The 12,740-nt window shown below is 27.1% G+C and carries 11 protein-coding genes and 2 riboswitches; of the genes, 3 read left to right on the top strand and 8 right to left on the bottom strand.

The annotated features are described in order from the left end of the window. Nucleotides 1-35: 35 nt before the first annotated feature. Nucleotides 36-449: a nucleoside-diphosphate kinase gene (ndk, locus tag BGI42_RS04590; RefSeq protein ID WP_069679192.1), complete on the bottom strand. Its 414-nt coding sequence runs from the start codon at nt 447-449 to the stop codon at nt 36-38. Between the two features lie 162 nt (nt 450-611). Here ndk and BGI42_RS04585 point away from each other — a divergent pair, with 162 nt between their 5' ends. Further along, nucleotides 612-884: an acylphosphatase gene (locus BGI42_RS04585; RefSeq protein WP_069679191.1), complete on the top strand. Its 273-nt coding sequence runs from the start codon at nt 612-614 to the stop codon at nt 882-884. Between the two features lie 206 nt (nt 885-1,090). Here BGI42_RS04585 and BGI42_RS04580 read toward each other — a convergent pair whose 3' ends face one another. The 3 genes from BGI42_RS04580 to BGI42_RS04570 form a co-directional block, all read right to left on the bottom strand. Further along, nucleotides 1,091-2,518 carry an alanine/glycine:cation symporter family protein gene (locus tag BGI42_RS04580; protein WP_069679190.1) on the bottom strand — a complete coding sequence of 476 codons (1,428 nt, stop codon included), beginning with the start codon at nt 2,516-2,518 and terminating at the stop codon, nt 1,091-1,093. 71 nt (nt 2,519-2,589) lie between these two features. Further along, a riboswitch (glycine riboswitch) is annotated at nt 2,590-2,674 on the bottom strand. Between the two features lie 2 nt (nt 2,675-2,676). Continuing rightward, nucleotides 2,677-2,765: riboswitch (glycine riboswitch) on the bottom strand. Nucleotides 2,766-2,952: 187 nt separating this feature from the next. After that, nucleotides 2,953-3,387: a GNAT family N-acetyltransferase gene (locus tag BGI42_RS04575; RefSeq protein WP_069679189.1), complete on the bottom strand. Its 435-nt coding sequence runs from the start codon at nt 3,385-3,387 to the stop codon at nt 2,953-2,955. A gap of 12 nt (nt 3,388-3,399) precedes the next feature. Further along, on the bottom strand, nt 3,400-4,137 hold the full coding sequence (locus BGI42_RS04570; RefSeq protein WP_069679188.1) for a phosphatase: 738 nt from the start codon (nt 4,135-4,137) through the stop codon (nt 3,400-3,402). A gap of 271 nt (nt 4,138-4,408) precedes the next feature. Between BGI42_RS04570 and BGI42_RS04565 the strand changes: the two genes are divergently transcribed. Continuing rightward, complete coding sequence (locus BGI42_RS04565; protein WP_069679187.1) at nt 4,409-5,197, top strand: HAD family hydrolase; 789 nt, start codon at nt 4,409-4,411, stop codon at nt 5,195-5,197. A gap of 201 nt (nt 5,198-5,398) precedes the next feature. On the opposite strand, the gene BGI42_RS04560 is transcribed toward BGI42_RS04565, so the two are convergent. Further along, nucleotides 5,399-6,358, bottom strand: coding sequence for a D-2-hydroxyacid dehydrogenase (locus BGI42_RS04560; RefSeq protein WP_069679186.1), 960 nt, complete (start codon nt 6,356-6,358; stop codon nt 5,399-5,401). A gap of 206 nt (nt 6,359-6,564) precedes the next feature. Between BGI42_RS04560 and BGI42_RS04555 the strand changes: the two genes are divergently transcribed. After that, entirely contained in the window at nt 6,565-7,428 is an 864-nt protein-coding gene (locus tag BGI42_RS04555) for a 50S ribosomal protein L11 methyltransferase (protein ID WP_069679185.1), read from the top strand. 157 nt (nt 7,429-7,585) lie between these two features. Here the strand turns inward: BGI42_RS04555 and BGI42_RS04550 are convergent, their stop codons facing one another. The 3 genes from BGI42_RS04550 to BGI42_RS04540 form a co-directional block, all read right to left on the bottom strand. Continuing rightward, on the bottom strand, nt 7,586-9,946 hold the full coding sequence (locus tag BGI42_RS04550) for a glycogen/starch/alpha-glucan phosphorylase (protein ID WP_069681028.1): 2,361 nt from the start codon (nt 9,944-9,946) through the stop codon (nt 7,586-7,588). Beyond that, nucleotides 9,939-11,432, bottom strand: a complete 1,494-nt coding sequence (gene malQ, locus BGI42_RS04545) for a 4-alpha-glucanotransferase (RefSeq protein WP_069679184.1) — start codon at nt 11,430-11,432, stop codon at nt 9,939-9,941. Before malQ ends, BGI42_RS04550 begins: the two co-directional genes overlap by 8 nt. A gap of 190 nt (nt 11,433-11,622) precedes the next feature. Further along, a complete protein-coding gene (locus BGI42_RS04540) occupies nt 11,623-12,639 on the bottom strand; it encodes a LacI family DNA-binding transcriptional regulator (protein WP_069679183.1) in 1,017 nt (338 codons plus the stop codon). Between the last annotated feature and the right edge of the window lie 101 nt (nt 12,640-12,740).

Below are 12,740 nucleotides of genomic sequence, written 5' to 3'. Positions count from 1 at the left end.
TATACTGGCTAGTTATTTATTTGAATGTACCTTAATTATAAATTAACTTCTGGAAACCATAATTTCAATTCTGCTTCTGCACTTTCTACATTATCTGATGCATGAACACAATTTTCAGTTTTACTTCTAGCATATCTATGTCTTATAGTACCCTCTTCAGCATCATCAGGACTTGTAGCTCCATTTATCTTTCTAACCTTACTTATTGCGTCTTCCCCTGTTAAAATTATAGCGCATAATGGACTGCTAGTTATAAACTCTATTAATTCTTCATAGAAATCTTTTCCCTTATGCTGTGAATAATGTTGTTCTGCTATCTTTCTTGTTGCTTTCATCATCTTTATCTCAAGAACTTTTAAGCCATTAGCTTCATAGCAACTTATGATATTCCCTATTATATTTCTCTTTACTCCATCTGGTTTTATTAAGACCATAGTTTTTTCAATCACCTTAATACCCTCCTTTTAAACTACACATTTATTATATGCATTACAATTATTATTATATACTTTTTTCTTAACTTTACATACATTATGTTATAATTTTTATAAAATATTATTAAATAATTTTCTATTAAATGTTACGACTAGGATTATAAAAGGAGGTTTAGTATGATAAGATATTCTATAAAAGTTTCTGGTATAGTTCAAGAAGTTGGCTTTAGATATTTCTCACAATTAAATGCAACAAGCCTTTCATTAACTGGATATGCTAAAAATTTATATTCTGGTGAAGTCATAATTGAAGTTCAAGGAATTCAAGAAAATATAGACAAATTTATAGATACTATATTAACAGGAAATAAATTTTCTAAAGTTTATGATATAGAACTTAAAAAAATAGAACCTATATATGATGAAAAAAAGTTTAAAATAAAATATTAAAGGGATATCTCAAAAGAAATATCCCTCTAAGGCATATAAAAATAAATAACAAGTAAAAGATGCCATGGATATTTTGTGAAATACAATAACTTAGGTTCTTCTAATAGTTGTACTATTAATAGGTTCCAAGAAAGTAGTAGTTCACAAAATAAACTAGCATACTGATTAATTATTTATTTGAATGTGCCTAACTTATATAAATTATATTAAACTACTGCTTCTTCCATTGAATCTTTTTCTTTCATTTCTTCAAAAAATTCCTCTGTTTCTTGTATTATAACTTTTCTAAGCCCTATAAGACCTATTAAGTTAGGGAATGCCATACAACCATTGACTATATCTGCTATTATAAATATTAATTCTAATGGTAAGAATGGACCTATAGCTACTAACATTATATATATTATTCTATATGGCATAATTAATTTAGTACCAAATAAATATTGAATACATTTTTCACCATAATAATTCCATCCAAGAATAGTTGTAAATGCAAAAAATATTAATCCTATATTAACAATATACTTACCTAAAAATGCTATTGGTAATCCAATTTCAAAGGCTGCTGATGTAAGACCTGCCCCCTCTATTGTTGCTCCTACTTCAAATACTCCTGTAGAACCACTTGTTATTACTATTGCAAGTCCTGTCATTGTGCAAACAATTATTGTATCAAAAAACGTACCTGTCATTGAAATTAAGCCTTGTTTAACTGGTAAATTTGTTTTAGCGGCTGCTGCTGCTATTGGTGCACTACCAAGACCAGATTCATTAGAAAATACACCTCTAGCTATACCATTTCTTATAGCCATTGTAACTGTAATTCCTAATACACCACCACCTATAGCTTCTGTATTAAAAGCACTTTCAAATACTAATCTTATTGCACCTGGAACAGCTGTATGATTGAATATAAGAACCAATGCTGCTCCTATTATATATGCCACTGCCATAAATGGTACAAAAGTTTCTGAAACTTTAGATATTCTCTTTATTCCACCTAGTGTTACTAAAGCTACTAATGTTGTTGTAACTATAGCTGTTGCATATAAAGGTATATTAAAATTAGAAGCCGCTGCTGCTATAGAATTTACCTGTCCAAATGTTCCAATTCCAAAGAATGCAACACCAACACCAAATAAAGCAAATAATTTTGCAAGCCACTTTAATCCAAGACCATTTTGTATATAATACATTGGTCCTCCACACATTTCTCCATTTTCATCTATTTCCCTATACTTTATAGCAAGTACGCCTTCTGCATACTTAGTTGCCATTCCAAAAAATGCTGCAAGCCACATCCAAAGTAATGCACCTGGACCTCCTGCTTTTATTGCTGTAGCAACTCCAACTATATTTCCTGTTCCTATAGTAGCTGATAATGCTGTACATAAAGCTGCAAAACTAGACACGTCTCCTTTTGCATCTTCATTTTTAAGCTCATCATCTTTTCCAAAAACAAATTTTAAAGCCATTGGTAATCTAAATATTTGTAATACCTTAAGACGAAAAGTTAAATATAGACCTGTTCCAACTAAAAGAATTAGTAATGGTGGTCCCCATATAATGCTGTCTATAGTTTTTAAAAAACTTTGAACTCCAGCTGTTGATAATAATAGATTTGATAATAACATAAAAAATCCCCCTTAATTTTTGATTACGGAGGAGAATAAGAATTAACTCTAAATGAGTTTAATAATCCTATCCCCTGTCCTTTTACCTGAGAGTTTCAGTAAATAAAATTTACTTTGCTCCTTCGGTGCTCATATAAATATGAGTCTCTCCAGAGGCTCGTCCAGTAGCGGTCCTAATACCTGAAAGATTTCCCTCTTCGGTGTATTGCTATAAGTTTTATAGTAATCACTCTCCCACTACCTTCGTCCGAACGTTCTATGAATTTGTTACTTAATTATATATTTATTTTAAGATTAATGCAAGTATTTTTTAATTTTTTAGTATATATAATATTCAATTAATATATTTAGTGCTCTTTTTTTATTATTTAATTTATATTTTAAAATAATACGAACATTAATCTTTTATTTCAAATATTAAATTCATTTCAATTCTAAATTTTTTTTGACATTATGCACAAAGAATTAGTTTCTTCAAAATTATGTTTTAAATAAAATTTTTTCAAATTATTACTTTGAGTAGATAAAAACATAAAATCTACTCCTAAGTTTTTAACTTCATTTTGTATACCCTCTATTAACTTACTTCCAATACTCTTTCCTTGAATCTTTTTAGACACAAATACTTCTTTTATATTAAAATGCCTTCCTTTAAACCATTCCTCACAATTTCCAAAAAGTGCCCCATAAATTTTATTATTCTCAACATATTTAATTCCTACAAAATTAGGAGATTTATATATATCCTGTAATCTCCTATATGCATTTTCTATTGTCCACTTGTCATTCCATGGCTCTTCATTAAAGGCTTCTATAAATATCTTTGCACATTCTTTTATATCACTCTCATTAATTTTCAATATTTCCATATAAAATTCACCCTATATTTCTAAATCATTTAGTTTTCCTTTCTTCTTCAATCTTAATAATAAATCATCTGGCTTACTATTAATTATAAGTTCATCTGGAAAATCTATTTCTTTAAGTAATTCAATTGCTTTTGTAAATTCACCTATTTTAGTGCAGAAATGTGCATCACTATTTATAACCAGTTTAGCTCCATATTCTTTACAAAGCAAAGCTACTTCTTTACAATTTTCTTTACTTCCAATTCTTGAAGTTGTAAAAGAACTATTATTTATTTCAACTAAAACATCATTTTCAAAAGCACATTTTACTACCTTTTCAAAATTTATAGGTACTTGAGGATTACCAATATGACCTATTATATCAATCTTTCCACTTTTAATAGCATTTATAAAGGCATTTGTATTTTCTTCCTTAGTACCAACTGTATATACCCCTGGTTGTGGATGAATACTACCAATAACAATATCAACTTTATTTAATGAACTATCATCCATATCTAAATTACCTTCATAATCCCTTATATTTGCTTCTACACCATAAAGCATAGTAACTCCATACATTTCTCTTGGTAATACTTTATAATTATGAAAATACCAAATATGAGGTGCATTAGGCATTGTTATTCCATGTTCTGTTGTTCCTAAAACCTTTATTCCTTTTTCTGATGCAGCTTTAGCATTCTCCATTAAAGTAGAATACGCATGACCACTAACCAATGTATGAGTATGTACATCTAATGCATATTTCATCAAAATCCCTCTTTTCGTCTATATGTATATTTATATCTTATCTACCATACTATCATAATTAAAATATAAATTAAACTTTTTAAACATTTACATAACAAATGTTTTGTTTTTTATCCCAAATTATGTTATAAGGCTCATTCAAATAAATGACTAGTTAGTATGCAAATTTATTTATTTTCATATGCCTAAACCAACTTCTTTAAAGGTATTAATATTTATGATATTATGTAAATAATTAAATAATAAGTACAAGCACTTTAAGGAGGACTTTATGATAAAATTAATTGCAACAGATATGGATGGAACTTTATTAGATGAAAAAGGGCATTTACCAGAAAGCTTTATAGAAGTTTTAGATTTAATAACAGAAAAAGATGTAAACTTAGTTATAGCTAGCGGAAGACCTTATGCTACTTTACAAACAAACTTTGGTCCAGTAGCTAACAGATTGTCATACATTACTGATAACGGTGCCTTAGTATATCATAATAATGAATTAATATTTAAAGATGTTATAGATAAAAATTTAGTACAAGATATAATAAAAGAAGCTAAAAAAATCAAAAATACTGCTATAGTATTATGTGGTATTGAATGTGCTTATATAGAAAATTGTTCTGAAGAATATTTAAAAGAAATACAAAAATACTATGTAAAATATGAAATTGTTAATGACATCTCTAAAATTAAAGATGATATAATCAAGGTAACTTTATGTGATTTAAATCACGCCGCAAAGAATTCAAATCCTATTATAAATCCACTGTTCGGAAACGATTTAAATGTAGTTGTAGCAGGTGAATTATGGCTTGATATAATGAATAAAACAGTAAATAAAGGTATTGCCTTAAGAAAAATAATGGAAGAAAACAACATCAAGAAAGAAGAGACTATGGCATTTGGAGATTATTACAATGATATAGAAATGTTAAATGAAGCTGAATACAGCTTTGTAATGAAAAATGCTCCAGAAGATATGAAACAACATGGAAAATACATAGCAGAAAGTAACGAAGATTACGGGGTATTAGGTGCTATAATGGAACATGTGGTTTTATAGTATTTATTTAAAATCAATACTATGCTTAATACTATAATATTTTAAAGCAATGTAATTACTGTTTCTATAAAATACAATTAAGTATTTATAGAAACAGTAATTTTTAAAATACATATAGATAGCAATGTAGTTTTCTATATAGTTTCTAAAAATTAATGAGTTATTCTTATGTTAAAATAAGTAACCATTTCTTTGTATATATTAACACTCTACTCGATTTCTCTTTTCACCTTTATTAAAGGCCCTTATGTTTTCTAATAAATCATTAAATAATCTATTTCTTGCTTCTTCACTTGCCCATGCGATATGTGGACTTAATACTAATTTTTCTTTATTTTTAACATTTACTAATGGATTATTTTCTGGAATTGGCTCTACTTCAAATACATCTAAACCTGCTCCACCTATTAAATTTTCATCAATAGCTCTTGCTAAATCTGAATCCACTACTATAGGACCTCTTCCCATATTAATTAATATACTCTCTTTTTTCATCTTTTTAAATACATCATAATTCATTAAACCGTTTGTACTTTCATTTAATGGAGCATGTATAGATATTATATCTGATTTTTCTAATAATTCTTCAAACTCTACTCTTTTATAATCTGAATTTGAATTTTTTCCTGAAGTTGAATAATAAATCACTTTACATCCAAAAGCTTCTGCAATCTTAGCAACTCTTTTTCCAATAGCTCCAAGACCAATTATACCCCATACCTTACCATCAATATCTCTATAAACTTCATCTACATTAGTAAAAATATTAGATGTTGAATATTCTTTAGATTTAACATAATTATCAAAATATGATATTTTATCACATAAATTAAGTGCCATTGCAAAAGTATGTTGCGCCACTGTATTTGTAGAATAACCAGCTACGTTAGTTACAGCTATATTATTTTTTTTAGCATACTCTATATCTATATTATTAAATCCTGTTGCCATTTCACAAATTAATTCTAAATTTTTAGCATTCTTTAAATTATTTTCATTTAATACAACCTTATTCGTTAATACAATATTAGCATTTTTTATTCTATCCTCAACTTCATTACTTGAAGTTAAATCATAATAAGTTACATTACCAAATTCATTAAGTTTTGAAAAATCTATATTTCCCAAAGTTTTTCCATCAAGTACTACTATTTCCTTCATAAAAAATAAGACTCCTTCCTATACTCCAATTAATCTTTATTATATCACAATATACATAGTTTAAAATAATACTGTATTGTATGAAGTATTTCTTAATGTTAAAATTTATCCTAGAATAAAAATTATCTTTTTAATAAATTGTTAATACTGTATTATCAATCATAGCTTAAAAGATATAACTAAATTCAAATATAAGGAGATTTTTTATGTTTATTATTACTTACAAAATACCATATGAAAATATAGATATTTCTATTGAAAAACTTCAATTCAATGATATTTTTAATGTATTTTATGAAAGTCCATTAGAAATAACTACAGATGAATTTGGATATGGATATATAGAAAAGGATGATGTTATCATAGATTTCAAAGTGGCTTTTGATGGAAAAGAAAGTGATCTTGAAGAATTTACAAACAAAGTTAATTCTATTTTTCAATTAACTCCAGATAATACAATGGAGGAAAATTACAATTATGAAGAAACTCACTTTCCTGCTATACATATAGATGATAAATGGGTAATAGCTTCTCCTGAAGAAGATTTCCCAGGAAAACAAAAAATCAATTTTATATCCCAAGGTGCTTTTGGAACAGGAATGCATGAAACTACTCAAAATATATTAAAATATATTTTATCAAAAGATTTTACTAATTTAGACGTGTTAGATATAGGAACTGGTTCTGGTATACTTTCATTAGCCACAAGTATTAAAAATGCCAGAAGAATTTGTGCTTTAGATATTAGAGATGTACATGAAGAAATAGCATTTAATTCTTCTTTAAATGAAATTACTAATATTGAAACATTTGTTGGTAATGCTTTAAATAATGAAGTTGTTATTGATGGCACATTTGATTGGATATACATAAATATAGGTGGAGAAGAAACTGAAATGTTTATAGATTATATTAATGATCATATAAAAGAAAATGGTAAACTCTTAGTTTCTGGTTTAGTTGAATGGAGCTTTGATTCTGTTAAAGAAAAAATAGAGTCTAAAGGATACATTATGGAAGAAAAAATCCAAACCAACGAATGGTGTACTGCAATATTTAATAGAAAATAAACTTATATATAAATTTAATTCTAATTACATAAATAAAGAATTATATATAACTAAAGGTTGTATCAAAATAACTTTGATACAACCTTATTTATATTTATTTTATAGGAGTGGCTTTTATATTGAGACTCCCCCTAGAAATATATTATTAATAATATATTTATTTTATAGGAGTAGCTTCTATATCCCAAATTTCATCACAATATTGTTTTATAGTTCTGTCACTTGAGAATATTCCTGCATTATAAAGGTTAGCAAAACATTTTTTAGCCCATTTTTTAGTATCCTTATAATCTTCAAATACTTTATCTTCAGTCTTTTTAAAACTTTCAAAATCAGCTAAAAGATAATATTGATCTCCTTCTTCTAATAATGAATTATATAAATCTTCAAAATCATCTGTATTCCCATCATCAAATGTTCCATCAATTAAAGTATCTAAAACTCTCTTTATGCTCTTATTTTTCTTATAATAAGTCATAGGATCATAGTCTTCTTTAATTGAATCTATATCTTCAACTCTTAATCCAAATATATAATTATTTTCCTCTCCAGACTCTTGAACTATTTCTATATTAGCTCCATCATAAGTTCCAAATGTAGGAGTAGCATTTAGCATAAACTTCATATTTCCTGTTCCTGATGCTTCTTTACCTGCTGTAGAAATTTGTTTAGATAAATCAGCAGCTGGGAATAATCTTTGTGCATATGAAACTCTATAGTTATGAACAAATACTACTTTTATTTTTCCATTTACGTCCTTATCGTTATTTACAAGTTTAGCTATTTCATTTATAAATTTAACTATTGCTTTAGCTCTAACATAACCTGGAAAGGCCTTAGCACCAAAAACAAAACTTACTTTTGGTATATCTAAAGATGGATTTTCTTTTATTCTATAATATAAATCAAGAATATACATTGCATTTAATAGTTGTCTCTTATATTCATGTAATCTCTTAATTTGAATATCAAATATTGAATTTGGATCTAATTCTACCCCTTCTTCTTCCTTGATATATCTTGCTAATTGCTTTTTCTTTTCAAGTTTTATATTCATAAGCTCTTCTAAAACTTTATCATCATTTTCAAATTTCTTTAAACCTTTTAATAATTCTAAATTTTTAACCCAATCTTCAGTTCCTAATAATTTAGTTATAAAAGCTGATAATTCTTGATTACATAATCTTAACCATCTTCTTGGAGTAATTCCATTAGTTTTATTTTGGAACTTTTCAGGATATAATTTGTACCAATCATTTAATTCTTTTTCTTTTAATATATCAGTATGAAGCTGAGCAACCCCATTTACTGCTTTTGATACAAAGATAGCTAAATTAGCCATTCTCATTTGATTATCTGCGATTATTCTAAGTTTTTTAATTTCTTTTTTTGTATACTTCTTAGCTTTTAATTCATTTATTAGCTCTTTATCAATTTCTTCAGTAATTTCTAATATTCTTGGGAACAATTTTTCTATTAATTCAACATCCCATTTTTCTAATGCTTCAGCTAATATAGTATGATTTGTATATCCAAAGAATTTTTTAGCATATCCCAATGCTTTTTTAAAGCTAACTTTTTCTTCATCCACTAATATCCTTATAAATTCTGGTATTGCAAGTGTTGGATGTGTATCATTTAATTGAACAAAATTATAATCACTTATTTTTTCGAAATCGGTACCGAATTTCTCTATATGCTTTCTCATAATATCTTTTAATGAAGCACTTACTAAAAAATATTGTTGACGTAATCTTAATATCTTTCCTTCTTCATTTGAATCATTTGGATACAATACTCTAGATATATCTTCAGCTCTATTCTTTAATTCTACTGATTCATCATATTTTTGTTCATTAAATAAATAAAAATCAAATTCTTTTACAGGTTCACATTTCCATAATCTTAGTGTATTTATATTTTTAGTATTATAACCTATGATTGGTGTATCATAAGGTATAGCCTTAACTTTCATATCATCAAATTCTACAATTTGAACTTCATTATCTTTTCTTATACTCCAAGGATCCCCATAATTTAACCAACTATCTTCACTTTCAGTTTGAAAACCCTCTTCAATATTTTGTTTAAACAGACCATTATTATATCTTATACCATAACCATTTAAAGGCATATCTATTGTTGCTGCTGATTCCATGAAACATGCTGCAAGTCTGCCAAGCCCTCCATTACCAAGTCCAGCATCTTCTTCTATTTCTTCTATTTTATTAATATCGATGTTTAGCTCTCCTAATACATCTTTTACCTCATCATATAAACCTAAATTTATCAAATTATTTCCAAGAGCTCGTCCCATTAAATATTCAGCGGAAAAATAATTTGCACTTCTTTTTTCATTATAAGCTTTTGTTGTATCATCCCAATCATCTACTATCTCTTCTAATATAGTTAATGAAAGAGCATTAAATATTTGATATTCCTTAGCTTCTTCTAATTTTATCCCATACTTTACTTTTAAATATCTATTGATTCCTTGTTTTATAGTTTCTTTATTCATCATCCTCGCACCTTCCATATATCTTCGTTATTTCATAAATTTTTTCTGCTAATTCCTTTGTAAATACACCTTTTTTAACTCTCCAACGCCAATTATCTCCAAGTGTTGAAGGAACATTAATTCTAGTTTCGTTTCCTAAATTTAAGAAATCTTGCATTAATGCTATAGATAAATAAGCTTTACTACCCCATACACCTCTTATAAATCCCCAGTTATATTCTTCTTCTTTATTTAATCCAAGATACTTAATTGCATATTCTATCTCTTCTTTTGTCCCAGTTTTTTCAAACCATCCCCTAAATGTATTATTATCATGAGTTCCTGTATAAGCTATACAGTTTTCATCATAATTATGAGGTAAATCTCTATTATTAGCATCTTCTGAAAATGCAAATTGTAATACCCTCATTCCTGGGAATCCTGACTCTTCTCTAAATTTTGCAACTTCTTCAGTTAAAAATCCTAAATCTTCTGCTATAATTTTTATATCTCCAAGTTCCTTTTTTATTGCATTAAATAGTTTCATTCCTGGACCTTTTACCCACTCTCCATTTTCAGCAGTAGGATCCCCATAAGGTATTGACCAATAAGACTCAAAACCTCTAAAGTGATCTATCCTTATAACATCATATAGCTTAGAGCTTTGTTTCATTCTTTCTATCCACCATTTATAGTTTGTCTTATCAATATAATCCCAATTATAAATTGGATTTCCCCATAATTGACCTGTTAAAGCAAAGTTATCTGGAGGACATCCTGAAACCTTTAACGGTAATAATGTTTTCTCATCTAACAAAAATGCTTCTGGATTTGCCCATACATCAGCACTATCTTCAGCTACATATATAGGAATATCTCCTATAATCTCAATTCCTAAATCATTTACATATTTCTTTAAATTAGTCCATTGTTCAAAGAATTTATATTGTATAAACTTCCAATAATTTATTTCATCTTTTAATTCTTGCTTGTATTTATCTAATATATGTTTTTTTCTAAGTTTAATATCTATGTCCCATTTTTGCCAACTTTTTAACTCAAATTTTGATTTAAGAGCCATATATAAAGAATAATCATCTAACCAAAGATTTTTTTCTTCAAATTCTTTTAAATCTTTTGGAATATTAAGTTTAAATCTCTCATAGGCTTTTCTTAAAACTTTCATCTTTTCTATAAAAATTAATCCATAATCAATATCTTCTTCATCTTTTCCAAAATTAATATTTGCATAATCTTTCTTTTCTAATAATTCATCCTCTTCTAATAATTTAAAATCTATAAAATAAGGATTTCCAGCAAATGCTGAAAAAGATTGATATGGAGAATCTCCATAACTAGTAGGTCCTATAGGAAGTATTTGCCAATATTTTTGATGAGCTTTTTTTAAAAAATCTGCAAATTCATATGCCTCTTTTCCAAATGTGCCTATACCAAACTTTCCTGGTAAAGATGCAATATGCATGATAATTCCACTGCTTCTTCTCATTTTTTCTCCCCCTTATATCTCTTTTATTATTTTTTTACTAAGGCACATTCAAATAAATAACTAATCAATATCCTAGTTTATTTTGAGAACTACTTCTTCTTTCAAACTTACTAATAGCACAACTATCAACAAAATCCAGTTCATTATATTTCACAAAATATCCATGGCATCTTTGACTTCTCATTTATTTTCACATGCTTAAATCTTTACATGATTCCCTCTCGATTAGTTGAGTATCTAACAGTATTTGCTTATTTTCTTCTGTTCCATTAATTAATGAAAATAATAACTCTATACTTCTTTCTGCCATTAATTTTTTAGGCTGATTTACTGTGGTAATTCCTGGATTGTAATATTTACTTTCATCCATTCCATCAAATCCAATAATTGAAATATCTTCACCAATTTTTAATCCACTATCTACTACAGCTTTTGCTACTCCCATGGCCATAATATCTGAAAGTGCAAAAATAGCAGTTACCTCTTTTCTATTTTTTATCAAATTCATGGTTTGTTTATATGCTTTTTCACAAGAATAATCTCCTATTAATTCTAATTCATCATCAATTTCAATATTATTATCCTTCAAAGCATTTCTATACCCCTTAAGTCTCCACCAACTAATTCCTAAGTCATTCTCATCACCTAAAATAAGTGCTATTTTTTTATGTCCTTTTTTAATTAGATATTGTGTAGTATCATAAGAAACTTTAATATTGTCTATTCCTATTGAAGAATAATGTTTTTTCCCTTGATTAGATATAGTATTAACTGAAGTTAATACTATAGGAGTTCCTATACCTGCGAAACTATCTTCTTTTATCTCAATGAAATTTCCACCTAAACAAATAACTCCCTGTAATTTTTTTTCTTTTACAAAACCTATGAGATTTTCTACATCTTGATAAAAATTATAATCATTTTGCTCTAATATCATTGTATATCCTGATTTATCTATAATATTACCTATAACATTTATCATTTGTGAAAAAAATGGATTAAATACACCCTTTACTAGCACTCCTATGTTTTTAGTATTATTTTGTTTTAATATTCTTGCACTATTATTAGGTATATAATTGTTTTGTTTTATAATTTCCCAAATCTTTTCTCTAGTAGTTTCCTTTACATCTGGATGATTATTTATAACTCTTGAAACAGTACTTACTCCTACACCAGCAATCCTTGCTATATCTGCTATATTCATTATATTCCTCCTAATATATATGTAAAACCAAAAATTAGTGGTAACGTTTCCGAATACTTTTATTATACACCTATTTTAGTTAATATATCAATAAACTAAAT

The organism is Clostridium taeniosporum (assembly GCF_001735765.2).
GTDB lineage: Bacteria > Bacillota > Clostridia > Clostridiales > Clostridiaceae > Clostridium > Clostridium taeniosporum.
This window is presented reverse-complemented; position numbering and strand designations above follow the sequence as displayed.

Excerpts from the sequence above, each read along its gene's own strand:
- BGI42_RS04585 (WP_069679191.1), top strand. The coding sequence starts at position 612 with ATGATAAGATATTCTATAAAAGTTTCTGGTATAGTTCAAGAAGTTGGC.
- BGI42_RS04580 (WP_069679190.1), bottom strand. The coding sequence starts at position 2,518 with ATGTTATTATCAAATCTATTATTATCAACAGCTGGAGTTCAAAGTTTT.
- BGI42_RS04575 (WP_069679189.1), bottom strand. The coding sequence starts at position 3,387 with ATGGAAATATTGAAAATTAATGAGAGTGATATAAAAGAATGTGCAAAG.
- BGI42_RS04570 (WP_069679188.1), bottom strand. The coding sequence starts at position 4,137 with ATGAAATATGCATTAGATGTACATACTCATACATTGGTTAGTGGTCAT.
- BGI42_RS04565 (WP_069679187.1), top strand. The coding sequence starts at position 4,409 with ATGATAAAATTAATTGCAACAGATATGGATGGAACTTTATTAGATGAA.
- BGI42_RS04560 (WP_069679186.1), bottom strand. The coding sequence starts at position 6,358 with ATGAAGGAAATAGTAGTACTTGATGGAAAAACTTTGGGAAATATAGAT.
- BGI42_RS04555 (WP_069679185.1), top strand. The coding sequence starts at position 6,565 with ATGTTTATTATTACTTACAAAATACCATATGAAAATATAGATATTTCT.
- BGI42_RS04550 (WP_069681028.1), bottom strand. The coding sequence starts at position 9,946 with ATGAATAAAGAAACTATAAAACAAGGAATCAATAGATATTTAAAAGTA.
- malQ (WP_069679184.1), bottom strand. The coding sequence starts at position 11,432 with ATGAGAAGAAGCAGTGGAATTATCATGCATATTGCATCTTTACCAGGA.
- BGI42_RS04540 (WP_069679183.1), bottom strand. The coding sequence starts at position 12,639 with ATGAATATAGCAGATATAGCAAGGATTGCTGGTGTAGGAGTAAGTACT.